Genomic DNA, 25,555 nt, shown 5'->3' with positions numbered 1-25,555 from the left:
TTAGTTCACCCTTTCTAATTTTTCGTTGCTTGCTACAATTAATAAGTTTAATTTGGCTAATGCTTTTCCAGAGTCAATGCTATGTGCCGCGAGTTTAATTCCTTCTTCAATCGTTTCCGTTTTTCCATTTGCGAAAAGAGCTAGACCTGCATTTAATAAAACTGTATCGCGATAAACACTCTTTTCTCCGCTCAATACGCCGACTGTAATCTTTGCATTTTCTTTTGAATTCCCCCCTCTAATTTCTTCATTTTTCACTCTTGAAAAACCATACTTTTCTGGATCAATACTCATTTCCACTATTTCATTATCTTTTAAAAGGACTACGTGATTTTCCCCTTGTAATGATGCTTCATCTAAAAAACCACTTCCATTTACGACAAGTGCTTGTTTCCGGCCTAACTTTTGTAATACTTGCGCAACTGGTAATAACATATCTCGTTTATAAATACCGACAAATTGTGTTTCTAAATTCACTGGATTTGTTAAAGGGCCAATTAAATTAAAGATCGTCGGCACGTTTAACTCTTTTCTTATTTTCATAATGCGCCTTAGTGCTGGATGCATCGCTGGTGCAAATAAAAATGCAATGCCCACATGCTCTAGTAAATAATCAATTTCGCTTGGCGTACTGCTAATATTTACACCTAATTCTTCTAATAAGTCCGCACTTCCTGTTTTACTAGAAACAGCACGATTACCATGTTTTGCAACCTTTACACCTGCTCCTGCCAGTACGAATGCCGATGTTGTACTAATATTAAACGTTTGGGCACCGTCACCACCTGTCCCGCAATTGTCCATCGCTCCTTGTATATGGTTCAAAAACGGTAATGCCTTTTCACGAAGAGCTCGAACGAGACCGTATATTTCTTCTGCTGTTTCGCCTTTCGCTTTCAGTAAGACTAAGAACGCTGCAATTTCACTTTCCAATATGTTTTCATTTAATAAAAGAAGCCCTGCTCTATACATTTCCTCTTCTGTTAAATGTTGTCCCTCCACTAATTTACGAAGATAGTTATTCATACTCTTTCCTCCTCTTTCACTTCTGTTAAAAAGGCACGTATTAACTTTCCGCCTTCTTCTGTTGCGATTGATTCCGGATGAAACTGTAATCCGAATAGCGGATAATAATTGTGACGAACTGCCATAATTTCTCCATCGTCCATCGCTGTCGCTAGTATGTCAAAACACTGTGGCAAACTCGTTTGCGCTGCAACAAGTGAATGGTAGCGCATCGCTGTTAACGGCTGTGTAACGTATGAAAAAATTGACGTTCCATTATGTTTCACGCGTGATGTTTTCCCATGTTTAATACGCTCCGCTCGAACAATTCCTCCTCCAAATGCTGATATAATCGCCTGATGACCAAGGCAAATACCTAATATGGGAACGTTCTTATAAAAATGACGAATCACTTCGATACAAATACCAGCATCCTCTGGTTTTCCTGGTCCTGGTGAAAGCACAATTCCTGTTGGATTCATCTCTTCTAGCTGTTCTATCGTTATTTGATCATTTCTTACGATTACAATATCTTCTTCGTATTCACCTAACAGTTGATACAAGTTATAAGTAAATGAATCATAATTATCAATTAGTACAATCATTTCATTACCTCCAATAGTGCTCTCGCTTTATTTAACGTTTCTTCATATTCAGCTACTGGGTCTGAATCATAAACAATTCCCGCTCCTGCCTGAACGTATGCTTTTTCATCCTTTACGACCATCGTTCGAATAGCGAGCGCCATATCAAGATTTCCTGAAAAACTAACGTATCCAACTGCACCCGCGTATACATTTCTTTTTTCATTCTCTAGCTCATTTATAATTTCCATCGCTCTAATTTTCGGAGCTCCCGACACTGTTCCTGCTGGTAGACAATACGCTAATGCATCAAATCCACTCATTTGTTTTCGCAATGTTCCGTAAACTTCAGATACAATGTGCATAACGTGAGAGTATTTTTCTACTTTCATATATTTATCTATCGTAACCGAGCCGATTTCGCTCACTCTACCAATATCGTTTCGCCCAAGATCTACAAGCATCATATGCTCTGCTCGCTCTTTCTCATTGTCTAACAGTTCTTTTGCGATTTCCTCATCTTCCCTCTTCGTTTTCCCTCTCAGTCTTGTACCAGCAATTGGATTCGTCATTACTTTATCCTCCCTTACTGATAGCAAACTTTCCGGTGAAGAACCGAGTACAACATAATCTTGAAAATCGATATAGAACATATATGGTGACGGATTTGCAATTCGAAGTTTTCGGTATAAGGCGAAAGGATCACCAATACATTCACTTTGTAAACGCTGTGACAGTACGACTTGGAATATGTCTCCGGCTCTTATATGTTCTTTCGCCATTTCTACCATCTCACAAAAATCTTTTTCCGTTATAGAAGAAGTGAATGATAATGTGGATTGTATTTCATTTACTTCAGCTTCTTCTCCTTGTAGCACTTCCTCTTTGTATACTCGTAGCCTTTCGTATACTTCCTCATAATCTGCTGAATCATCTTCCCTGCATACATGTACAAACGACAACCTTTGGCGTAAATGATCGTAAACGATAAACTCACGATATAGTAAGAGGTGTACTTCCGGAATATTTAATGGGTCGCGTAAATCCGCTCCAATGTTTTCATACTGCCGAATGACATCATATCCAATATAACCAACTGCTCCTCCGCAAAATGGAAATGGGCTGTCTACTTGTGATGGTGCGATTATTTCTTCTAACACTTGTAGTACGTTACCTTGCAGCTTTTCTGCCCTGCCGTAAATCGTTCGTTCTACTTCCGTACCAACACTTTTCACTTCGCCATATGGATTACAACCTAAGTAAGAATAGCGTCCTTTATCTTGATGAAGCTGGGAGCTTTCTAATAAAAACTTTTTCTTTCCCTTCATACGTCTATATAAAGAAATTGGCGTAATGCTATCTCCTTCTTCTTCGGTAATTACTAAAAATGTTTTTTCTTCTCTTTTTCGTTTCATAAATTCTTCTTTCGTCATCATGTCCTTCACCTCACCCTGAAAAATAAAAAAGTCCTCTACATATCGAAAATATGTAGAGGACGATAAATTTACCGTGGTACCACCTCATGTTGGATGCAAAATCATCCCGCTTTGTTCAGGTACAAAATATATACCTTATCCTTGTAACGGCGGAACCCGGGTTGCCTACTGAAAATAATTGTTCAGCATACCTCTCGTAAGCCCATTCCGTATATGGCACCGCACCGGGCTCCCACCTATCCCCGGCTCTCTGTAACGTCTCCAATATACGTACTCTTCTTACTTCAACGATTTCATTTATTTAATTTTTTGTACACAAAAAGGGAGTACTCATCCTATAGAAAGGACGGGTACTCCCGTGGTGCCACCTTAATTCGTTACAAATGTAACGCACTTTACCGTATCAAAAACAATACGTGTCTCTTGTATCGATGAGATCATGTCGCCAAAGCCTACTTCTTTCGTTTCGGTTTGGAAGCTCCGAAGCCCATTCCACATCAATCCCATACTGATTCGCACCAACCATCAGCTCTCTGACATGTTCATCATGTGTACTCTTCTTCATCAACGCTTGCATTTTTTTAAGTTGCACTCATTATAGACCTAACTTTTTTCATAAGTCAATACTTTTAAAAGAATTTTATTTTTCTCTCCTTTCAATATTATATTGACAAAACAACCTCTTTTTATGTAAATATAATAAATACTCTATTAAAAATAAGGTTTTTTGTATGAATATTATATATTAAAAAAGTAAATTGATGTCAAAAAACGCTTACATTTCTGAAAATTCGTATTTCCGTATGGATTTTTCAGAATAATCATGATAGATTATAAATATGCATAACGCATCAAAAGACATGACAAAAGGAAGGGGAACTTCATGAGTACGCAGATGTTAACTTTAACTTCTATCTCTATTTACATGCTCGGGATGTTAGTAATTGGCTATTTCGCCTATAAACGAACGTCCAACTTAACAGATTATATGCTTGGCGGGCGTACACTAGGCCCCGCAGTAACAGCATTAAGTGCTGGAGCATCCGATATGAGTGGTTGGCTTTTAATGGGATTACCCGGTGCAATGTTTAGCGTTGGATTAAGTAGTAGTTGGATTGCGATCGGCCTAACACTAGGCGCATACGCAAACTGGCTTTATGTCGCTCCTCGCTTACGTACCTACTCTGAAATTGCAAACAACTCTATTACTATCCCAGAATTTTTGGAACACCGCTTCCAAGACAAATCTCACATGCTACGCTTAGTATCCGGACTTGTTATTATGATTTTCTTTACTTTTTATGTAGCTTCAGGATTAGTTTCAGGCGCTGTATTATTTGAAAATTCATTTGGTATGAACTACCACGTTGGATTATTCATTGTTGCAGGCGTTGTTGTCGCTTACACATTATTTGGTGGTTTCTTAGCAGTAAGTTGGACAGACTTCGTGCAAGGAATCATTATGGTAGTTGCTCTTATTCTTGTTCCTATCGTAACAATTATGAATTCGAACGGACTTGGACCTGCATTTGATACAATTCAATCTGTAGATCCAACACGTTTAGATATTTTTAAAGGAGCCTCTACTTTAGGAATGATTTCTTTATTTGCATGGGGCCTTGGTTATGTTGGACAACCTCATATTATCGTACGCTTTATGGCAATTTCTTCTGTAAAAGAGATTAAAAGCGCACGAAGAATTGGTATGAGCTGGATGATTTTCTCTGTTGTCGGAGCTATGTTTACTGGCCTTATCGGTATTGCTTACTACTCACAACAAGAGTTAACATTATCTAACCCAGAAACAATTTTCCTTGAGCTTGGAAAGATTTTATTCCATCCACTTATTACTGGATTTTTATTAGCAGCTATTTTAGCAGCTATTATGAGTACAATTTCATCTCAATTACTTGTTACTTCTAGTGCTATAACAGAAGATTTATATCGTACATTCTTTAAACGTTCTGCTTCTGATAAAGAACTTGTATTCGTCGGTCGTATGGCTGTACTTGTTATTGCATTAGTTGGGTGCGCTTTAGCGTTTAAACAAAATGATACGATTTTAGCTCTTGTTGGATACGCTTGGGCTGGATTTGGTTCTTCATTCGGACCTGCTATTTTATTAAGCTTATATTGGAAACGTATGACGAAGTGGGGCGCACTTGCTGGTATGATTTCTGGTGCCGCTACAGTAATTATTTGGACTCAATTCAAATTCTTAAAAGAATTCTTATATGAAATGATTCCTGGTTTCACTATTAGTTTACTAGTAATCGTAATTGTTAGTTTACTAACACAACCTTCAAAAGAAGTTGAAGAGCAATTTGAGGATTTCGAAAAACAACATCGTCATAATTTATAAAAAAATCTCTGCTGTTATCGTAACAGCAGAGATTTTTTACAGTTCGACAATCTTCTTATCAAATTTAACAAATTCTTTATGTTTCGTTAAATTTAACATAACACTACTCCTTTATAGTATGAGTATCAGCACTTATACAGAAAGGGGACTCCAACATGTTAGCAGCTTTCCAGCAACAACAAACACGAAAATTTTCACCTATCACAAATACTTCTGCGTCTTGTTTAAACATGCAACCTAACCCGCCTAAAATTTCAATTGCTCCTTCTGTTATTTCAGTCATCGGTGTTCATATGGAAAAACATAAATTAAAAATAAAAACGGGACAAAACATTGTGTTATCAGCTTCCATTTTGCCAATGCAAGCAACGCATAAAGAGCTTATTTGGTCAAATATGAATTCTGATATCATCACCATATATCCAAAAGGCGACACCGTGACAATTACTGGAAAAAATGCAGGTAGAGCAATCGTAATTGTCACAACTGCTGAAGGCAAATTCCGTGACCTATGTGTCATTCATGTACAACCTTATATGACAAATCCAAAGTAAAAGAGTGGCTTTGTAGCCACTCTTTTACTTGATTTCAATATTTGATTTTTTACTTTTTACAAGATTAATGAATTGTTCTTTATTTCTTGGAGAAATAATTTCTGTTTTATGTGTATCGTAAACAATTTCAAGTCGGTCAAATGATAATGCATGGGCTGCTATTGGATTTTTCGTATTTGAAATTTGTTTTATATCTCGTATAAAAATACGTTTTTTAATAAAACCTGACCTAATAATAATCATTTCCTCTTCCACAATATATTTGGTTGAAAACCACCCAAAAATAAATACTATGGCTAACGGAATCGTAAAAAATAAAAGAAAATATTCTCTCTCTGCAAATATAGGAGCAAAACACGCTCCTATGACAACAAAAAAATCGGATATAACCATACATCTTTTTTTGATGGAAATTCCACTAAACTTTCCCCCTCTTGATTTAAGTCAATGAATCTCCTCCTCTTCCCTATTACAATGAAAACAATATTAGAAAAGGAGGACGTATTATGACTGAACGAAAGTACGCCTTATTTGCTAGCACCTCTCTTCTTGTTATGGCATTCATTGCATTTTTTTCTTACGGTTTTGTTCATGGAAATCTCGTTGTACAAGGAGATGCGAGTACAACATTCCATAATATCCAAACTTCAAATTCACTTTTCAAAGCAGAAATCTTCGGGTGGATTACCATTTTTATTACTGATATTGTCGCCGCGTGGGCTCTTTATTTCTTTCTAAAACCAATCCATACTAGCCTCTCATTACTAGCCGCTTTGCTTCGTCTTATGTATACAGCTATACTTGGGATTGCTATATTCAATCTAATATTGGCATTATTGCTTTCAAAAAATACAATTGCGAATCCAGAAACATATACAATGTTGTTTCTCAGTGCATTCGAATACATTTGGTCTGTAGGATTGATCATTTTTGGATTGCATCTTTTCGTTTTAGGCTATGTAGCTTTTCTCTCTAAACAGATACCAAAGTTTATTAGCATACTGCTGTTCATTGCTGCTACCGGTTATATGCTAATTCACGTTATGAATACAATGTTTACAAAATACGATACAATGATTTCAATCATACAATCACTATTCCAATTACCTATGATTGCAGGTGAATTAGGACTTGCGATATGGCTACTATTGAAAGGTGGTAAACACTCTAATTAAGCCGTTTCTTAATTCTACTTAATGATTCTGGTGTCATGCCAAGATAGCTTGCTAGCTGATATTGTGGAACGCGATTAATTAAATACGGGCGTTTCCGTAACAATGTTTTATATCGCTCTTCTGGTGTCGATGAGATAAATACAGCAAGTTCATCTTGTACTTCACCGAAATTGTACTCGATCATTTTACGCGTCATTTCTTCTAATTGTGAATACTTATTATACATGTCCTTTTCACTATGTAGATCACCAACAACTACAGTACAATCTTCTAAACACGTTAACGTATATGATGAAGATTTATCTTGTTTATGATGATTGAAATTCGAAATTGCCTGTTCTTCTGTATAAAAATTTGATGTAACTTCTTTCCCTGCTTCATCTATACTATGTTGCCTAACACATCCTTTTAATACAAAATAACATTTTAACGGAACATTTCCTTGTCTTAGGAGTACTGTTCCTTTTTTATATTCTTCAATTTGTAATTCACTGAGGATTATTTGCTGCTCTTCTTCACTTAATGTTGTAAGACTCTTCATATACTTCTTTAATATCTCTGCCATTTCCCTCCCCCTTCTACACCCATATTTCTATAAAACAAAAAGAGAAGTATCACAACTTCTCTTTTCTCCCCTAACACTATAATTCCTGTGTGTACACCGGATCGTTTACGACATTTTTTGCTGTTCGCTTTTGTTGCTGTAATAAGAAAACAGATACACCAAACAATACGAGCATGCTACCGATAATTTGCATTGCATTTAATTTTTCTCCAAGTAAGAAGAACGCAAGTATAGATGCTCCAACAGGTTCTCCTAAAATACTCATTGAAATTGTCGTTGCATTTACATAATTTAATAGCCAGTTATTAATTACATGTGACACTGTCGGCACAACCGCAAGTAAAAGAAAAACGGTCCAATCCCACTTCGTATAACCTGTAAAGGGTACTTGCAATATGACATTATAAATCCCCATAAAAAGACCTGCGAATGCAAAGACTGTAAAGCTATAAATCCAGTGTGATACTTTCTTTACTGTCGTTTGCCCGATAAATAAATAACCGACAACTGCTATTACACTTAGAAAGGATAATATGTCTCCATAAATTGCTTGCTTACTTAAACCTAAATCTCCCCAACCAATGCACATTACGCCTAAAATAGCGATTCCCATCGTTGCAATGGCTGAATATGTTGTTCTTTCTTTGAACAGAAAAAAACCTCCAACTAAAGATACGATCGGTTGAAGTGCCAAAATAATTGTTGAACTAGCAACTGTTGTATGCTTTAAAGATTCAAACCATAAAAGAAAATGAAGTGCTAAAAAGAAACCAGATCCAATTAAAAAGCCCCAATCTTTCATTTGAATCCTATTAAATTCCTCTCTTTTTTTCCATACGATAGGCAGCATAATAAGTACGATAATCCATAAGCGGTACATACTTAATATTGAAGATGGTGCTGAGGACATCTTTACAAAAACTGCTGCAAAGGAAATAGCAATTATAGAAATAGCCAATGGTAGTGCGATTGATTTTTCTTGTTTCAAATCCTGTCTCTCCTCTCACCTGTCAAAAATCCCACTTCATTATATCCGTTTTCTTTCGTAACTTAAATACTAATTTTTTAGATTCTTCGTACCATTATGGTAAAATAGAAATTAAGGCACCAATTAGTGAATATTTATTTCCTTTTTCACTACAAGCGTCGCTCTTACAATCGTTACAGTAAATTTTTATTTAGGGGGATCTACATGAGTCAAACAATAGGGAGAATTGAAGAAATTTCATTTTATAGCGCATCACTTCAAGAAGACGTTACGCTTCTCGTTTATTTGCCAGTAAATTACACACCACTGCACAAACATACAGTTGTAATTGCACAAGATGGTAGAGATTATTTTCAGCTTGGTAAAGCGCACCGTGTAATTGAGCGCCTTCGTGAAACTGAAGAAATTGACCGTACAATTATTGTCGGTATTCCATATAAAAATGTACAGGATCGTAAAGAAAAATATTTCCCAAGTGAAGTGAAAAATGCTGCATATATTCGTTTCCTTGCTCATGAACTTGCACCATATATTGATGAAAATTATCCAACGTACCAAATGGGAAAAGGTCGTGTTTTAATTGGTGATTCTCTTGGCGGAACAGTTTCCTTTATGACTGCACTTATGTATCCGCATACATTCGGTAAAGTCGTTATGCAATCACCATTTGTGGATGAGACAGTGATGAACTTAGCAAAAGACTTCAAAGATCCACAAGCATTAGAACTGTATCACGTCATTGGTACAGAAGAAACGGCTGTAAAGCGTACTGATGGACAAGTATCTGATTTCGTAGAACCAAACCGTGAGTTAAATACACTTCTTACAGATAGAAATTTCATTACGCATTACGAGGAGTTTGAAGGTAATCATACTTGGAAATATTGGCAAACTGATTTACCGAAAGCCTTCTCTCATATTCTATCAATGAAATAATAGAGAGCAGTATTCAGAATAATTTGATATAATAGATAAAGAGATTTATTTATCTCAAAATCTAACTAGACTTACAAAGGGAGGAATTGGAACATGAAATTAGGCATTGTAATTTTTCCATCTAAAATGATTCAAGATAAAGCGAACGGATTGCGTAAGCGTTATGACCCGCACTACGCATTAGTTCCGCCACATATTACATTGAAAACACCCTTTGAGACGCAAGATGAACAATTAGAATCGATTGTAAACGAGCTACATACAATCGCAGGTAAAACGAACCCTTTCACCCTTCATGTTGGGAAAGTTGGTTCATTCGCACCTGTTAATAACGTCCTTTATTTTAAAGTAGAAAAAACACCTGAACTTACTTTCTTAAATGAAGAAATGCATGGCGGGTTATTCACGCAAGAACGCGAATATGCTTTCGTACCTCACTTAACAATCGGACAAGGCTTATCAGATGCAGAGCATGCTGATGTATTGGGTCGATTACGTATGAAAGATTTCTATTATGAGCAACCAATTGATCGTTTCCATCTTCTATATCAATTAGAAAATGGAACATGGACTGTACACGAAACATTCCACCTTGGAAAGGGGAACAACTAATTTGCACGCACAGATTGTACAAACGGACGAACAACTAAGAGATGCATTCTCTGTACGTAAACAAGTGTTTGTAAATGAACAACGTGTCTCTGCTGAAGAAGAGTACGATGAGTTTGAAGAAACTTCAACACACGTTGTTATATATGACAATGATGTTCCAGTTGGTGCTGGACGTTTTCGCACCCTTGATGGTATAGGGAAAATGGAACGCATTTGCGTGCTAGGTTCCCATCGTAAAAAAGGTATCGGAAAAATTATTATGGATGCGCTTGAAGCGTATGCAAAAGAAAATTCGCTACCAAAATTGAAACTTCATGCTCAAACACATGCTGAAGATTTCTATAAAAAACTTGGCTATGTAACGAGTTCTGATGTATTTATGGAAGCAAATATTCCGCACGTCGTAATGATAAAAGAATTGTAATTTGAAAGCAGGAGGTGACCCCTCCTGTTTTTTTACATTGCTATTTTCTTTTTCTTCCGCTAAAGTTAAATGTTGATGCTATAGTTTTGAAGGTGAACATATGACACAAGAAAAATTTTCACAAAAATCGTTAACACACGCTGATATTCCGCGTGCGACATATCATATTCCGAAAACATCTACCCATTTAATTATGGAAGAAGATGTAGATGCGGCTTATTTCCGCGCTCTCGAACAACAAAATGTTTTTTTAAACGAAAAACAATTAGAAGCCGTGCGCACAACAGAAGGTCCTGTTCTCACACTAGCTGGTGCTGGAAGCGGGAAAACATCTGTTTTAACAACTCGCGTTGGTTATTTAGTAAATGTAAAACAAGTTCATCCACGAAATATTTTATTACTTACATTTACACAAAAAGCAGCTGAAGAAATCCGAAGTCGTGTTGCGAAGTTACCAGGTATGAATCATGCAGCAAGTAGCTACGTTGTTGCTGGTACATTCCACTCTGTTTTCTTAAAATTGCTTCGTAGTCAAGGGTATAATCAGCAAATTTTAGCAAATGAAAAACATAAACAAATTATGATAAAGAAAATCTTAAAAGAATTGCGTTTAAAAGACGATTACGATGCGGAAACGATGCTCGCGATGATTTCACTTGAGAAAAACAAATTAAATCGTCCGAAAGATGTAAAAGCGAAAACACCAGTGGAACAAGAATTTAAAGAAGTATATGAACGTTTTGAAGAAGTAAAACAACGATACAATTATATTGATTTCGATGACATCTTATTGGAAACATATTATATGTTAGAAAATAATGCTCCTTTACTAACTCAATTACAACAACGTTTTCACTACATTGAAGTAGATGAGTTTCAAGATACATCGTATGCACAATATGAAATTGTAAAATTGTTAGCCACACCAAGAAATAATTTGTTCATCGCAGGTGATGATGATCAAGCTATCTATGGCTGGCGAGGGGCAAGTCACCAAATTATTTTATCTTTTCCAAAAGAATTTGATAACACAACAATCATTGCACTAAATACGAATTATCGATCCAATCCCTTTATCGTCGGGCTTGGAAATGAAGTTATAAAATTAAATCAAGAACGTTTTGATAAAGAGCTATACTCCGTTCGTGAGGAAGGTGTACAACCTTTTTATGCAAGACCTGCTACGACTCTTGATGAAGCAAATCAAATTTTACAGCTCATTCAAGAAAAAGTGGATAGCGGTGAACGAAACTATAAAGATTTTTGTTTACTGTATCGCACACATTCTGTAAGCCGTTCGTTACTTGATCAGCTTACCATTCATAAAATCCCGTTTATTAAACACGGGGCGAGCCAATCATTTTATGAACATTCTTTAATTAAGCCTGTATTAGATCATTTAAGACTCGTGATTGAGCCGTTTCGACTAGAATCACTTTCAAACATATTGCCGACGATGTATATCGGACGTGATGATTGTATTTCATTTATTGAGCGTGAACAATGGAAATATGGTGAAGGCCGTTTTCCTTCTCTTCTTCATTTCTTATTATTAAATCCGGGCTTAAAACCTTTTCAAGTGAAAAAGGTAAATGAGCGTATTGATTTTATTAAATTTATTAAAGAATTAGAACCGAAAAAAGCATTAAAAGAAATCATTCATGGTAAAGGAAAATATTTAGAGTACTTACAAAGTAACGATCGTTCTTCCTTTACGATGCATAAAGACATACAAGAAGAAATGTTGGAAGAATTAATGGAGTCTGCAACTCGTTTCACCGATATTCCAGCTTATTTACAATTTATTGACGAAGCGATTCAAGGTCAAAAAGAAATGGAAGCATTAAAAACAATGCCGCAAAAAGATGCAGTTTCACTTATGTCAATTCATAACGCAAAAGGCCTTGAATTTCCATGTGTCTTTTTACTTGGAGCGAGTGATGGGATCCTGCCGCATACTTCTTCTTTAAAAGATGCAAATGATCGTGTTACGGAAACTTCTGAAGCATTAGAAGAAGAACGCCGATTACTTTATGTCGCCATTACACGTGCGAAAGAAGAACTTTACATTTCTTCTCCGCAATTTTTCAGAGGAAAGAAATTAGATATATCTCGTTTTTTATATACTGTGCGAAAAGATTTACCTGAAAAGACATCCATTAAATAAGGATGTCTTTTTTTATAATGCGTTATGTACATCCCTCCTATATAAATTCCTTGTTTTTATCATAAGAATTAACGTAATATCAACCATATCCCACTCATATTGTAATAGTGTATGTCAGAACTCACGAGAAGGAGTGAACATAATGAGCTGCAATTGTAATGAAGATCATCAACATGAGTGTGATTTCAACTGTGTATCGAATGTTGTTCGTTTTATACATGAACTACAAGAATGTGCAACGACAACATGTGGATCTGGTTGCGAAGTTCCATTTTTAGGTGCACATAACAATGCATCAGTAGCTAATACACGTCCTTTTATTTTATACACAAAAACTGGAGAACCTTTTGAAGCATTTGCACCATCTTCAAGCCTTACTAGTTGCCGATCTCCTATTTTCCGCGTAGAAAGTATAGATGATGATGACTGTGCTGTATTGCGTGTATTAACTGTAGTTTTAGGTGATGGTACCGCTGTACCACCTGGTGACGACCCAATCTGTACGTTTTTAGCTGTACCAAATGCAAGACTAATATCAACCTCCACTTGCATTACTGTTGATTTAAGTTGCTTCTGCGCTATTCAATGCTTACGCGATGTTTCTATTTAAAACTAAATAATGAGTTAAGCATGGATTGGGTGGCAGATAATTCTGCCACCCAATCCATGCTTAAAGAGTATTCTTATGTAAATTTCTTAAAATTGGGAACTTGTCTAGAACATAGAACCTGTCCTTTTCATTAACTGAAAGTAGAAACAGATAAAGGAGTGAAAAACATGTTCTCTTCTGATTGCGAATTTACTAAAATCGATTGCGAGGCGAAGCCAGCTAGTACACTACCTGCCTTTGGTTTTGCTTTCAACGCGTCTGCACCTCAGTTTGCTTCACTATTTACACCACTATTATTACCTAGCGTAAGTCCAAACCCAAATATTACTGTTCCTGTAATCAACGATACAGTAAGTGTCGGAGATGGCATTCGAATTCTACGAGCTGGTATTTATCAAATCAGTTATACATTAACAATTAGTCTTGATAACGTACCTACTGCACCAGAAGCTGGTCGTTTCTTCTTATCATTAAATACACCAGCTAACATTATTCCTGGATCAGGTACAGCAGTTCGTTCTAACGTTATTGGTACTGGTGAAGTAGACGTATCCAGTGGGGTTATTCTTATTAACTTAAATCCTGGTGACTTAATTCAAATTGTGCCAGTTCAGTTAATTGGAACTGTAGACATTCGTGCTGCAGCATTAACAGTTGCACAAATTAGCTAGTAAAAAGCGGTATTTCTAATACAGAAATACCGCTTTTTATATATAATAAAAAACACTCACAGTAGCATGAGTGTTTCATTCTTCATATTGTTTTATTGTGTTCTTCTTTTTCCCACAATTGCATCCCTTTTTCTTCACAAATCCTTGTTGTTGTAATTGTTCTTGATATGCCTGTTGTTGTGCTTGGTGTTGTTGCTGTATATGATACCACTGCTGCAGGTCATATGAATACTGCCTTGGATTATTGCTCACAGCAAACATCTCCTCTACTGTCAATTCTGTCTATTTACTATATGAACAACTTTTTATTTCCGTTCCCTCATTCTTTTAAACTCCGCTTTTTCTCGTATTATGAAAATATATTATTCTCCCATAAAATATCCTGTAATCGTTTCAATGATTGCTGCTGCACCTGCAATAGCTAATAATGCAAGTAACGGCTCCGCAACGATAGGGATCCAATTATATAAAACTAATAAAAAAGCACTAACCCATACACCTGTACACCAATAACAGCTTAATAATTCACCTATCCATTTTCTTAATCCTTTACCTTTTACTTTTGTAAATGTTGATACACTTCCATCCGGCTCCGTAATCTCTAATTCATCAATAAATGTTCTTCGCAAAAAGGCTGTAATTTTATCATAAACAATTAAACGAGTGAGCCTAAAAGCAGCTAACGCGAAAATAAAAAATAAAAGCCAGCTTGTAAACAGCATAATTCCACCTTCCCTTATCCTCTTTCGCCTATTTAAAAAAAAAGGTCTTGAGATTGTGACCAAATCTCCTCGACTCCAATATCTTATTAATGTAAATACAAACAAGAAGATAAGGAGTGACATTAATGAGTTGTAACGAAAATAAACACCATGGCTCTTCTCATTGTGTAGTTGACGTTGTAAAATTCATCAATGAATTACAAGATTGTTCTACAACAACATGTGGATCTGGTTGTGAAATCCCATTCTTAGGTGCACATAATACTGCATCAGTAGCAAATACACGCCCTTTTATTTTATACACAAAAACTGGAGAACCTTTTGAAGCATTTGCACCATCAGCAAGCCTTACTAGCTGCCGATCTCCAATTTTCCGTGTGGAAAGCGTAGATGATGATAGCTGTGCTGTGCTACGTGTATTAACTGTAGTATTAGGTGACGGTACTCCGGTACCACCTGGTGACGATCCAATTTGTACGTTTTTAGCTGTACCAAATGCAAGATTAATATCGACAACTACTTGCATTACTGTTGATTTAAGCTGTTTCTGTGCGATTCAATGCTTACGCGACGTTTCTATAGTTAAGTAAACTAAAAAACTATTAGGGTGGTAGAAGATTTCTACCACCTTTACATATTTAAAAGCCGGCCATACCAATCGATTGGATATCATCTATAGACAACCTAATATCTCTCATACTATTTTGCGGCATAATAGATACAATGCCATTACGATACGATATGATCGATCCAATATAAGAAACTGTAGCTGTTTTTATTCTGCACCTTACTTTCGGAATGTAATGAGGGCGATTTAGTAAAAAATGAATTTTTTCATCATTATTCATATCCTTAAATGATTTATTATACGGGACAGTTCTTACTGGCTCTTGCTCTTCTTGCTCTTCTTGCTTTTCTTGCTCTGCATGTTCTTCTTTTTCCTCTTCTTCTATTTTTTCTTCCACTTGCTGCTCTTCTTGTTCTATTACCTCTTCCACAGCACTGCTTACAATATTTTCTTGTCTATTACTTTTCTCTTTTTGATCTTCATTTTCAAAATTTGTCAGGATAATCCTTTTTATTTTCGGTGCAGCAAGTTCTAAACTTACTTGCGTGATATATAACAACGGTTTTCCAACTGTTGAACTTTTATTTTTATTCTTCACACTCGTCCCTCCCACTTCCATACGTAGCTGAATAAATCGTGTACTATTATAGTTATATTCATCACGTGGTAAGAACTTTCGTTAAAAATCGTTCTTTCTCAGAACAAATAAAAAGGACAATCTCAGCATTTAGAGATTGTCCTTTAAAAATTAATATTATATTTATCCTAGGATATGATACCCTGAATCAACGTGAATGTTTTCTCCTGTTACACCACGTGCTAAATCACTGAATAGGAATACTGCTGTATCGCCAACTTCTTCTGGAGTTGTTGTACGACGAAGTGGTGCGCGCTCCTCAATTTCTCTTAAGATTGAGTTGAAATCGCCTACACCTTTTGCAGATAACGTACGAATTGGTCCTGCAGAAATAGCGTTGACGCGAATACCATGTTGACCTAAATCGTTCGCTAAATATTTCACGCTCGCTTCTAATGAAGCTTTCGCAACACCCATAACGTTATAATTTTTCACAACGCGCTCGCCGCCAAGGTATGTTAACGTTAAAATATTTCCGCCTTCTGTCATTACTTTCTTCGCTTCTCTTGCTACAGCTGTTAAAGAGAATGCACTAATATTTTGTGCAAGTAAAAATCCATCGCGAGAAGTATCTACAAATTCACCTTTTAAGTCATCGCGATTTGCAAAAGCAATACAATGTGCTACACCGTGAATAGTACCTACTTCTTGTTTAATTGTTTCAAAGCAAGCTGTAAGTTCCTCATCATTCGTTACATCACAAGGTAATACAAGTGATTCTTGTCCTTCTAATGTGTCCGCTAATTCACGAACATTTCTTTCTAAACGTTCTCCTGCATATGTGAATATTAATTTTGCACCTGCATTATGCAAAGAGCGAGCAATTCCCCATGCAATACTTCTTTGGTTCGCAACGCCCATAACGACAAATGTTTTCCCTTGTAATAGTTCCATGATATATCCTCCCAGAAATACTTATACTTGTTATTAGTACCTGATACTATAATTATAGTACCATAAAACCGCTTAAAGGCAAACAAAAAAGTCATTAACAGAAATTTGTTAATGACTTTTGGTTTCTATAAAAAACCGCTCTAATCCTTCTTCCCAAGACGGCATTTGTGAAAAACCATTTAATCGTAGCATGTTATGTTGAAAGATAGAATATTTGGGCCTCGCAGCTGCAGCCCCGAATTCTTCCGTTGAAACAGGTAATACATTCACTTTCATATTGGCGTACGAAAATATCTTTTGTGCAAATTCAAACCAAGAGCATGAACCTCTGTTTGATACGTGGTATGTACCGTATAAAGAAGTATGAATGAGCTTATTAATAACCATATTTAAATCCGCCACATACGTAGGAGAGCCAACTTGATCCGCTACAACAGATATTTCATCTCTTTCTTTTCCTAATCGCATCATCGTTTTCACGAAATTGTTTCCATATTTACCATATAGCCACGATGTGCGAACGATAAAATATTTATTATGTAACTCTTTGACGAACTGCTCCCCCGCATACTTAGAGGCTCCATATATATTTATCGGCGCTGGACTATGAAATTCGCCGTATCCATCTGGTCTGGCGCCTTGAAATACATAATCAGTACTAATATAAACTAGCTTCGCCCCTACTAATTGTGAAGCAACCGCTACATTTCGAGCTCCGATTGCATTTATTCTATATGCAAGATCCTGCTCTTTCTCCGCATGATCTACTTTCGTATAGGCAGCACAATGAATAATTATATGTGGTTTTATTTCTTGTACTTCTTGTTGTATTCGGGATATATTTGTCACATCTAATAACTTTTTATCAAATGGATATATATCATATTCTTCAGAGTTTAACTCTTCAAATAGTTGCTTTCCTAATTGACCGTTTGCTCCTGTTATGATAACCCTCTCTTTCATGTAACATGCCCCTTACTGGTCTTTTAGTGGTTTCCACCATTCCTTATTCTTTTCATACCATTTCACCGTCTCTTGTAATCCTTGTTCAAACGTATATTTCGGTTCCCAATCAAATTCATTCTTCATTTTCTCTGCATCAATCGCATAACGACGATCGTGTCCTAAACGATCTGTAACATATTCAATGTCTTTTTTTGTTTTTCCTAAAAGAGTAATAATTTGTTCCACAACTTCTACATTTGTTTTTTCATTATTTCCACCTATATTATATACTTCTCCTACACGTCCCTTATGCAAAACAACGTCAATTGCACTGCAATGATCCGCTACATGTAACCAATCTCTTACATTTAAACCATCACCATATAACGGTAGTTTTTTTCCTTCCAGTGCATTCGTAACCATTAACGGAATTAATTTTTCGGGATACTGGTACGGCCCATAATTGTTAGAACAACGCGTTACTATAACCGGTAATTGATATGTTTTATAGTAAGATAAAGCTATCATGTCCGCGCTCGCCTTACTTGAAGAATATGGACTATTTGGAGCTAACGGCGTTGTCTCTGTAAACTTCCCTGTTTTCCCTAAAGAGCCATACACTTCATCCGTTGATACTTGCACAAGTTTTATATGCGAATATTTTTTAACTAGTTCTAATAAAGTGACCGTCCCAATTACATTTGTATCATAAAAAGGAATCGGATTTTCAATACTACGGTCCACATGTGATTCAGCTGCAAAATTTACAATCACTTGTACGTCTCGCTCTTTTATAACGTATTCTAATAGCTCTCCATTTTGAATTTCTCCTTTTACAAAAGAGTAATTCGGGTGATTCTGAAGAGATTTTACGTTATTTAAATTCCCGCTATATGTTAATGCATCGTAATTAATAATTTTATATGATTCATAACTTTGTAGCATGTAATGAACGAAATTACTTCCAATAAATCCAGCCCCACCTGTTACTAATATATTCATAAACAACTCTCCTACTTAAAAACTATCTTCATATTCCTCTAGTAATGGCAATATCTGATCCTTATCGGACAATATAGGATCTGTTACTGGCCAAGGAATTGCTAAATCTTTATCTTCCCAAAGTAATCCAGAGTCATGCTCTGCGCTATAATATTCATCTACTTTATACATAACGATAGTATGCGGGACAAGCGTGCAAAATCCATGCGCAAATCCTTTTGGCACTAGTAACTGCCGATGGTTATCTGCACTTAAAATATATCCTTTCCATTGTTTAAATGTTGGTGATTTTTTTCGTAAATCAACGATAACATCATAAATTGCCCCTTGCATAACTTGAATGAGTTTCGTTTGTGCTTTCGGTTTTTTTTGAAAGTGTAGTCCTCGAATCGTTCCTGCCTTAGCCGAATAAGATACGTTATCCTGTACAAATGAATACGTTATCCCTAATGTTTCTAGCACCTGCTTATTATAGCTCTCTGAAAAAAAGCCACGCTCGTCTCCAAACAACCTCGGTTCTAACAATTTTGCATCGGTAAAATTTGTTTCTACAACTTTCATATTCTCACCTATTCTCCGTTAAACTGTTTCCCAAAATTAATACCCCGTGCTAACGTATTCGCCTTTTGAAGCGAAGCATGAGTTCCCGCATCAGTCCACCAGCCGCTCATTTCATTATAAGTAAGTACCCCTCGTTTTAAATACCAATTATTTATATCTGTAATTTCAAGTTCTCCCCGTGCAGAAGGTTTTAATTCTTTAATATAAGAAAAGACTTTCGAATCATACAAATAAATTCCCGTAACCGCATAAGAACTTTTCGGCTCTTTCGGCTTTTCTTCAATTTCAACTATTTTTCGATTTTGAATATGTGCTACGCCAAATCTTTCGGGATCTTCTACAGATTGCAATAGCACTTTCGCACCTTCTTTTTGATTTGCAAACTCTTCAACATACGGAAGAATATCATCTGAAAAAATATTATCCCCTAATATAACTACCATACGATCATTCCCGACGAAATCTTCACAAAGCCCTAACGCCTGTGCGATCCCGCCCGCTTTATCTTGCACACGATACGTAAAGGACACGCCAAATTCATGACCACTCCCTAAAAAGCTAACAACATCCCCCATATGCTCTTTACCTGTAATAATCATAATATCTGTAATATCGCATTGTTTTAGCTTATATACCGCATGATAAATCATCGGATACCGACCAACAGGAAGTAAATGTTTATTCGTTACTTTCGTTATTGGATATAATCTCGATCCAGTACCACCTGCTAAAATAATTCCTTTCACTTTGCATCTCTCCTTTATGATGGAGATAATATATCTTTGTAATGTTCTACAAACACTTTCCGGTACTTCTCATATGTATCTGCATCAAACTCATCCCCGTTGTAATGAATACACCATAAATTTGCTTGATTTGGGATACCGATTAAATAACCAGCCCTTTGAAACTCTAAAGACTGTGACACATCATAAAAGTGAAACCCTTGAAACAAATCTTCTCGCCACGGAATATCATACTGCGTTGCCATGAATAAACCATCAATTGCCTGAACTGACAAAAATGGTTGATTACCATAAAAAACCTGATCTAAATTTAATAATTGATAATTCTGTCTTCTATACTCAATCACTTTCCCTACTAAATTTTTTCCTTCCCACCATATCCCGTTATTCGGTAAAAACTGAGCTCCAGCGACTCCTATTAAACCAAGCTTTTCATTTTCTTTAAAAAGAGATATAAGTGTAGAAAACATGTCTCGATTAATAAGATATGTATCTTGATGTATATACACTTTGTATTTCGCTGGATATGAAAGGGCTCGGTTGTATGCACTCGCCATACTTTGCGCATCTCGTATCGGAAAAATTTGTACGACATAACCAGGGGGAACAAAAATGTTTCTTATTTGGCTCTCACATTGTTTGAAAAGCTCCTCATTATTTACACAAACAACGACTAATATTGTATGATCTTTCATTTTTGTCCCCCCTTTTATTCTTCCTTATTTATATCTGACATATAGTGTTCCACAAATATTTTTCGATACTTTTCATAGTTCGTCATATTCACATCAAAATGATAATGGATACACCAAGCATCGCGCTGTACAGGTACACCAACTGTATATCCTGCTTTTTTAAATTCAAACGATTGAGATACATCATAAAAATCAAATCCGTCAAATAAGTCTTCTCGCCACGGAACATCATATTGTGTCGCCATTAATAAACCATCAATACATTCTACAGGAATAAATGTTTTTGATTCATGATACGGTTGTTCTAAACTTGCCATATAAAACAAATCATTCATATAACCAATGACCTTTCCTACAATTCCACGCCCTTCGTTCCATACACCAGTTGGAGGAACATATTGCGCTCCAACCATCCCAATCATACCAAGATGTTCATGTTCCTCAAATAATTGAAGTAATCCGTATAAAAAGGCTCTATTTATAATAAAAACATCTTGATGTATATACACTTTATACTTTGCTGGATGCGAAATGGCTTGATTGTATCCACTCGTCATACTTTTCGCATTTCGAATCGGCATAAATTGGACAATATATCCTGGCGGTACTAACAATTGCAATATATGTCGCACGCAGTTTGCATACAATTTCCGATCATTTATACATGTAACAAATAATATTGTTTTGTCCGCAGCACTCATAATTGTGATTTTTCAGCTTCAATAATATACTGAAATACAACTGTCTCAGCCATGAAGCCACTTCCAAGACGATATTTTTTACAAATTCCATATAACTCCTCAATAAGTGGCTCATACATTTTATGATCAACATATACACGATCTACTTTACTAATTGAATATCCTGCTTTTAAAAACATTCTTAGCATTTCATTGAATGTAAAGAAACGAATATGTGTTTTATCTAATAAACCATATTCTGTATACGTCCAATTTCCAGCAAGCAAGGGAGCTAATACTGAAATATGAGCAACGTTTGGTATACTTGCTAAAATCACACCATTTTGCTTTATATATGGCTTTACTTTTTCTATTACAGCCCATGGATTAAATAAATGCTCTAATACATCCCCAAATATGACGCAATCAAATTGCCCCTCCTCATAAGGAAGATCTATTTTTTCTATATCCCCTAAAATAACATGATCTAGTCTTTCCTTCGCTTTTTCTGCCGCCTCTGGAAATGCCTCAATTCCTGATACACGTGTACCGTTTTCTTTAATAGCTGCTCCCAATGCACCGCTCGAGCAACCAATATCAAGAACTTCTTTCCATTCCTTTTTTATATGCTTTAATAAATTCGGATTCGCTGCATTATAGTAATGCTCGGATTTTTCTTCATATAAAGAACTTTTTTCGCGACTCATTTCACACACTCCTTATGCAAATTGAATTAGAAATATAAATCTCATATGAATTCTATAAAGTGCAGATTTTGTTCATCCCCCACTGATTATTAGCCCACAAATAGTAGTATAAAACCTTTTATTTATATTGGTTACGTTACTGATACTCTAATATATAACCAATCTATTAGAGTTAGAATAACGATAAATCATTTCTAAAAAACGAAACCTATTACACTTTATATGGTTTATCAAAAACTCCCCGAAAATATTTACGGTTATATTCAATTGCAGCATTATTCGGAACATAAGAAGCTGCTAATTCATTGTAATAATACGCTTTATCCTGCTCCCCTAACCTGCTATAACAAATACACATTTGTAAATAGGGTAGCCATGTGTAGCTAGCTGGACTATGGAAAGGACTCTCCGTTGCCATTGGTACTTCCGTTGCAAGTTTAAACCAAAATATCGCTTCATTATATTTTTCTTGTTCCATATATATATATCCTATTCTTGTACAATTCTCTCCTCTAGGGACGCCATACCGAAACGACTTCACACAAGATTCGATTGCCTTCTCCCACATTCCGAGCTTTGCATAGCAATCTCCTAACTTACCACATGCATAAATTTTTTCTTCATACCATCCTTCGTCTTGATTAAGAAATGTTTCATATAGAAGAACTGCATCATCATATTTTTGGTTATCCGTAGATTCATTTGCGTAATAAAATAAATCTCTCGGACTCAATTCTTCTCCTGCCGCTACAGTATTTTGAAAAATTTTCAAATTACGATTTGTTACTTTTTTTTCTTTTTTATGTGTAATAGCAACATTACTACTAAAAACCTCACCAGAAATAGCTAAATACTCATGAACCTTTCCAAACCATTGGAATTGTTTTTCACGCTTTACAAGTCGATTTCTTTTTGTACAATATAAAGGTTTCCCGTTAGAATCCATCGCAAGGTGATAAGGCATTGAAACAGCATCAATTTTAGGATCTAATTCTCTTTTTAAAAGTTTCAATGCTTCTTGAGCATCTTCTAATAATACGTCATCTGCATCTAGCCACAATATATACTCTTGCGTCGCTTTTGAAAAAGAAAAATTTCTTGCTGCCGCAAAATCATCAATCCACTGGAAATCATATATGTTAGAAGTGTATTTCTCTACGATTTCTTTCGTTCGATCGGCGGAACCTGTATCAACTACTATAATTTCATCCACAATTTTCTCAACTGTGTCTAAACAACGGGCTATTGTCTCCTCCTCATCTCGAACAATCATACATAAACTAATTGTAATTCCTTGCTTGTTCAACATAATCACCCTCTTCCAAATCAATCATATGTTATACATATACTAAACTTTCCATTTTTTTAAATTGTTCAAGCAGTTTAAGATTTCTTTTCAATAATTCAAATGTCCGTGTCATTTTCTTTCGGTTTTGCATCTACTATATAATGAACGCTTTATGGAGGTGAATTTATGTCAAATAATAATTATTCAAATGGATTAAATCCCGATGAATCTTTATCAGCTAGTGCATTTGACCCTAATCTTGTAGGACCTACATTACCACCGATACCACCGTTTACCCTTCCGACTGGGCCAACCGGGCCTACTGGACCTACTGGACCTACTGGTGAGACTGGTGAGACTGGGACTACTGGACCTACCGGGCCTACTGGTGGCACTGGGACTACGGGACCTACGGGGCCTACTGGTGACACTGGAGCTACGGGACCTACGGGGCCTACTGGTGACACTGGGGCTACGGGACCTACTGGGCCTACTGGTGACACTGGAGCTACGGGACCTACGGGGCCTACTGGTGACACTGGGGCTACGGGACCTACTGGGCCTACTGGTAACACTGGGGCTACGGGACCGACTGGACCGACTGGACCATCTGGACTAGGGCTTCCAGCAGGATTGTATGCATTTAACTCCGCTGGGATTTCTTTGGATATTGGACTTAATGCTCCAATACCATTTAATACTGTTGGATCTCAGTTTGGTACAGCAATTTCTCAATTAGATCCTGATACTTTCGTAATTAGTCAAACTGGATTCTATAAAATCACTGTTATCGTATACACTGCAGCAGTAAGTCTATTAGGAGGACTTACAATCCAAGTAAATGGGGTATCTGTTCCAGGTACTGGGGCCACTTTAATCTCAGTTGGAGCACCTATCGTTGTTCAAGCAATTACGCAAATTACGACAACTCCATCATTAATTGAAGTAATCGTTACAGGGCTTGGGCTATCATTAGCTCTTGGTACAAATGCATCTATTATTATTGAAAAAATCGCTTAATTTTTTACTTAGCAGTAAAACTGATATCAGTTTTACTGCTTTTTCAATTTCAAATTCAATCATGAAACATTCGCTATCTACATAATCATATTGTTGTATGACATTTTGCAGGAGGCACAAATATGGAAAGTAAATCTGCTGTTCAGCTTTATCTCGAATTGCTAAAGAAGACAATTTTATTTGAAATATGGTTGGAATATGAGGCATACTTACCCGCATCTCTACATATTTCGAAAGAACTAGAATTCGAACCAGTTACAGTCCCCCTCCCTTTATTCATTAAGCAATATGCTGAAAACCATAACTTAAAAATTGTAAAACCAAATGTTTCAAAAAGTGAACGTCATGATGGAATGGATTGGCCAAGAGCAGCACATAGCATGATCGGTCGAGAACGTATGAACCAATTACAAGAGGCAATGGAAACCGTTGTTCGTGAAAATATAGAGGGAGATTTTATTGAAACAGGTGTATGGCGCGGAGGATCGTGCATTTTTATGAATGGTTTTTTACAAGCAAACAACATTACGAATCGTAATGTGTGGGTCGCAGATTCATTTGAAGGTTTGCCAGCACCGAATCTAGAACACTATCCAAAAGATTACGGTGATTATTTGCACACATTCGATTACTTACGTGTCTCTTTAGAACAAGTACAAGAGAATTTCAAAAAATATGATTTACTAAATGATCAAGTGAAATTTTTAAAAGGCTGGTTTAAAGATACTTTACCAACAGCACCAATTGAAAAAATAGCAATTGCACGGCTTGATGGTGATATGTACGAATCCACAATGGATGGTCTCGTGAACTTATATGATAAAATTTCTAAAGGTGGCTATATAATTATCGATGACTACGGGCTACCGCCATGCGCTGAGGCTGTGACAGACTTTAGAAACCAACGAAATTTAAAAGCCCCTATTACTAAAATTGATGTATTTGGCGTTTATTGGAGAAAAGAATAAAAAAAGATTTAATCTATAGGAGATTCTATTTTC

General features: G+C 36.2%; 29 protein-coding genes, 1 pseudogene and 2 other annotated features. Of the genes and pseudogenes, 12 read left to right on the top strand and 18 right to left on the bottom strand.

Annotated features, from left to right (window positions below; all coding sequences use genetic code 11):
• Genes trpD through trpE form a run of 3 tightly spaced genes read right to left on the bottom strand, consistent with a single transcriptional unit; the run spans position 1 to position 3,025 of the window.
• A complete protein-coding gene (trpD, locus tag ACTJJY_RS00265; protein ID WP_440604746.1) occupies positions 1-1,026 on the bottom strand; it encodes an anthranilate phosphoribosyltransferase in 1,026 nt (341 codons plus the stop codon).
• The gene (locus ACTJJY_RS00260; RefSeq protein ID WP_440604745.1) at positions 1,023-1,610 is read right to left on the bottom strand and encodes an aminodeoxychorismate/anthranilate synthase component II; all 588 of its coding nucleotides are present in this window, start codon (positions 1,608-1,610) and stop codon (positions 1,023-1,025) included. The genes trpD and ACTJJY_RS00260 overlap by 4 nt, the downstream gene beginning before the upstream one ends.
• Positions 1,607-3,025 (bottom strand): anthranilate synthase component I, encoded by a 1,419-nt coding sequence (trpE, locus tag ACTJJY_RS00255; protein WP_440604744.1) that lies wholly within the window; start codon positions 3,023-3,025, stop codon positions 1,607-1,609. Before trpE ends, ACTJJY_RS00260 begins: the two co-directional genes overlap by 4 nt.
• Before the next feature lie 52 nt (positions 3,026-3,077).
• Positions 3,078-3,322 (bottom strand) — a binding site (T-box leader).
• 42 nt (positions 3,323-3,364) lie between these two features.
• Positions 3,365-3,602: a binding site (T-box leader), on the bottom strand.
• 306 nt (positions 3,603-3,908) lie between these two features.
• On the opposite strand from trpE, the gene putP reads away from it, so the two are divergent.
• Together putP and ACTJJY_RS00245 are read left to right on the top strand one after the other, a co-directional pair.
• Entirely contained in the window at positions 3,909-5,387 is a 1,479-nt protein-coding gene (putP, locus tag ACTJJY_RS00250) for a sodium/proline symporter PutP (protein ID WP_440604743.1), read from the top strand.
• A gap of 155 nt (positions 5,388-5,542) precedes the next feature.
• Positions 5,543-5,941, top strand: a complete 399-nt coding sequence (locus ACTJJY_RS00245) for an Ig-like domain-containing protein (RefSeq protein ID WP_440604742.1) — start codon at positions 5,543-5,545, stop codon at positions 5,939-5,941.
• 24 nt (positions 5,942-5,965) lie between these two features.
• Here the strand turns inward: ACTJJY_RS00245 and ACTJJY_RS00240 are convergent.
• Positions 5,966-6,360, bottom strand: a pseudogene (locus ACTJJY_RS00240) (PH domain-containing protein).
• A gap of 87 nt (positions 6,361-6,447) precedes the next feature.
• Here ACTJJY_RS00240 and ACTJJY_RS00235 point away from each other — a divergent pair.
• Positions 6,448-7,116, top strand: a complete 669-nt coding sequence (locus ACTJJY_RS00235) for a DUF4386 domain-containing protein (protein WP_440604741.1) — start codon at positions 6,448-6,450, stop codon at positions 7,114-7,116.
• On the opposite strand, the gene ACTJJY_RS00230 is transcribed toward ACTJJY_RS00235, so the two are convergent.
• Together ACTJJY_RS00230 and ACTJJY_RS00225 are read right to left on the bottom strand one after the other, a co-directional pair.
• Positions 7,109-7,681, bottom strand: a complete 573-nt coding sequence (locus ACTJJY_RS00230) for a Crp/Fnr family transcriptional regulator (RefSeq protein WP_440604740.1) — start codon at positions 7,679-7,681, stop codon at positions 7,109-7,111. The two genes, ACTJJY_RS00235 and ACTJJY_RS00230, sit on opposite strands and share 8 nt — an antisense overlap.
• A 76-nt stretch (positions 7,682-7,757) precedes the next feature.
• A complete protein-coding gene (locus tag ACTJJY_RS00225) occupies positions 7,758-8,669 on the bottom strand; it encodes a DMT family transporter (RefSeq protein ID WP_097997084.1) in 912 nt (303 codons plus the stop codon).
• Between the two features lie 204 nt (positions 8,670-8,873).
• On the opposite strand from ACTJJY_RS00225, the gene ACTJJY_RS00220 reads away from it, so the two are divergent.
• The 6 genes from ACTJJY_RS00220 to exsF all read left to right on the top strand — a co-directional run bounded on the left by ACTJJY_RS00220 (position 8,874) and on the right by exsF (position 14,089).
• Positions 8,874-9,605, top strand: coding sequence for an alpha/beta hydrolase (locus ACTJJY_RS00220; protein ID WP_000084015.1), 732 nt, complete (start codon positions 8,874-8,876; stop codon positions 9,603-9,605).
• Between the two features lie 93 nt (positions 9,606-9,698).
• Complete coding sequence (locus ACTJJY_RS00215) at positions 9,699-10,217, top strand: YjcG family protein (protein ID WP_000765871.1); 519 nt, start codon at positions 9,699-9,701, stop codon at positions 10,215-10,217.
• Between the two features lies 1 nt (position 10,218).
• Entirely contained in the window at positions 10,219-10,641 is a 423-nt protein-coding gene (locus ACTJJY_RS00210; RefSeq protein WP_213743831.1) for a GNAT family N-acetyltransferase, read from the top strand.
• Between the two features lie 100 nt (positions 10,642-10,741).
• A complete protein-coding gene (locus tag ACTJJY_RS00205) occupies positions 10,742-12,808 on the top strand; it encodes an ATP-dependent helicase (protein WP_440604739.1) in 2,067 nt (688 codons plus the stop codon).
• Positions 12,809-12,950: 142 nt separating this feature from the next.
• Positions 12,951-13,418 carry a spore coat protein CotY gene (cotY, locus tag ACTJJY_RS00200; RefSeq protein ID WP_001277719.1) on the top strand — a complete coding sequence of 156 codons (468 nt, stop codon included), beginning with the start codon at positions 12,951-12,953 and terminating at the stop codon, positions 13,416-13,418.
• A 167-nt stretch (positions 13,419-13,585) separates the two neighbouring features.
• Positions 13,586-14,089 (top strand): exosporium protein ExsF, encoded by a 504-nt coding sequence (gene exsF, locus ACTJJY_RS00195; RefSeq protein WP_000492943.1) that lies wholly within the window; start codon positions 13,586-13,588, stop codon positions 14,087-14,089.
• 75 nt (positions 14,090-14,164) lie between these two features.
• Here exsF and ACTJJY_RS00190 read toward each other — a convergent pair whose 3' ends face one another.
• Together ACTJJY_RS00190 and ACTJJY_RS00185 are read right to left on the bottom strand one after the other, a co-directional pair.
• Positions 14,165-14,350 (bottom strand): cytochrome C oxidase subunit III, encoded by a 186-nt coding sequence (locus ACTJJY_RS00190; protein WP_440604991.1) that lies wholly within the window; start codon positions 14,348-14,350, stop codon positions 14,165-14,167.
• Between the two features lie 101 nt (positions 14,351-14,451).
• Positions 14,452-14,811, bottom strand: coding sequence for a DUF1360 domain-containing protein (locus ACTJJY_RS00185; protein WP_440604738.1), 360 nt, complete (start codon positions 14,809-14,811; stop codon positions 14,452-14,454).
• A gap of 125 nt (positions 14,812-14,936) precedes the next feature.
• Here ACTJJY_RS00185 and exsY point away from each other — a divergent pair, with 125 nt between their 5' ends.
• The gene (gene exsY, locus ACTJJY_RS00180) at positions 14,937-15,401 is read left to right on the top strand and encodes an exosporium assembly protein ExsY (protein ID WP_075718995.1); all 465 of its coding nucleotides are present in this window, start codon (positions 14,937-14,939) and stop codon (positions 15,399-15,401) included.
• A 48-nt stretch (positions 15,402-15,449) separates the two neighbouring features.
• Here exsY and ACTJJY_RS00175 read toward each other — a convergent pair whose 3' ends face one another.
• From ACTJJY_RS00175 to ACTJJY_RS00130, 10 genes are all read right to left on the bottom strand, one after another.
• Entirely contained in the window at positions 15,450-15,998 is a 549-nt protein-coding gene (locus ACTJJY_RS00175; protein WP_440604737.1) for a spore coat CotO family protein, read from the bottom strand.
• A 141-nt stretch (positions 15,999-16,139) separates the two neighbouring features.
• Complete coding sequence (gene fabI / locus ACTJJY_RS00170; RefSeq protein WP_000421885.1) at positions 16,140-16,910, bottom strand: enoyl-ACP reductase FabI; 771 nt, start codon at positions 16,908-16,910, stop codon at positions 16,140-16,142.
• Positions 16,911-17,018: 108 nt separating this feature from the next.
• Complete coding sequence (gene rfbD, locus ACTJJY_RS00165) at positions 17,019-17,873, bottom strand: dTDP-4-dehydrorhamnose reductase (RefSeq protein WP_440604736.1); 855 nt, start codon at positions 17,871-17,873, stop codon at positions 17,019-17,021.
• A gap of 12 nt (positions 17,874-17,885) precedes the next feature.
• Complete coding sequence (gene rfbB / locus ACTJJY_RS00160) at positions 17,886-18,857, bottom strand: dTDP-glucose 4,6-dehydratase (protein ID WP_440604735.1); 972 nt, start codon at positions 18,855-18,857, stop codon at positions 17,886-17,888.
• Positions 18,858-18,872: 15 nt separating this feature from the next.
• Entirely contained in the window at positions 18,873-19,418 is a 546-nt protein-coding gene (gene rfbC / locus ACTJJY_RS00155; RefSeq protein WP_000869415.1) for a dTDP-4-dehydrorhamnose 3,5-epimerase, read from the bottom strand.
• Between the two features lie 8 nt (positions 19,419-19,426).
• Positions 19,427-20,164, bottom strand: a complete 738-nt coding sequence (locus tag ACTJJY_RS00150; RefSeq protein WP_053565006.1) for a sugar phosphate nucleotidyltransferase — start codon at positions 20,162-20,164, stop codon at positions 19,427-19,429.
• A 14-nt stretch (positions 20,165-20,178) separates the two neighbouring features.
• Entirely contained in the window at positions 20,179-20,859 is a 681-nt protein-coding gene (locus ACTJJY_RS00145) for a glycosyltransferase family protein (RefSeq protein WP_000651524.1), read from the bottom strand.
• Positions 20,860-20,873: 14 nt separating this feature from the next.
• The gene (locus tag ACTJJY_RS00140; protein ID WP_001271180.1) at positions 20,874-21,560 is read right to left on the bottom strand and encodes a glycosyltransferase family protein; all 687 of its coding nucleotides are present in this window, start codon (positions 21,558-21,560) and stop codon (positions 20,874-20,876) included.
• Positions 21,557-22,246 carry a class I SAM-dependent methyltransferase gene (locus ACTJJY_RS00135; RefSeq protein WP_000085805.1) on the bottom strand — a complete coding sequence of 230 codons (690 nt, stop codon included), beginning with the start codon at positions 22,244-22,246 and terminating at the stop codon, positions 21,557-21,559. Before ACTJJY_RS00135 ends, ACTJJY_RS00140 begins: the two co-directional genes overlap by 4 nt.
• A 211-nt stretch (positions 22,247-22,457) precedes the next feature.
• Complete coding sequence (locus tag ACTJJY_RS00130; RefSeq protein ID WP_440604734.1) at positions 22,458-23,555, bottom strand: glycosyltransferase; 1,098 nt, start codon at positions 23,553-23,555, stop codon at positions 22,458-22,460.
• Positions 23,556-23,720: 165 nt separating this feature from the next.
• On the opposite strand from ACTJJY_RS00130, the gene ACTJJY_RS00125 reads away from it, so the two are divergent.
• Complete coding sequence (locus tag ACTJJY_RS00125; RefSeq protein ID WP_440604733.1) at positions 23,721-24,554, top strand: BclA C-terminal domain-containing protein; 834 nt, start codon at positions 23,721-23,723, stop codon at positions 24,552-24,554.
• 122 nt (positions 24,555-24,676) lie between these two features.
• Positions 24,677-25,522 carry a TylF/MycF family methyltransferase gene (locus tag ACTJJY_RS00120; protein WP_440604732.1) on the top strand — a complete coding sequence of 282 codons (846 nt, stop codon included), beginning with the start codon at positions 24,677-24,679 and terminating at the stop codon, positions 25,520-25,522.
• Positions 25,523-25,555 lie beyond the last annotated feature (33 nt).

This window comes from Bacillus sp. 22475 (assembly GCF_052044835.1).
Lineage (GTDB): Bacteria > Bacillota > Bacilli > Bacillales > Bacillaceae_G > Bacillus_A > Bacillus_A cereus.
The sequence above is the reverse complement of the archived record's forward strand: the minus strand, read 5'-3'. Positions and strand labels throughout refer to the sequence as shown.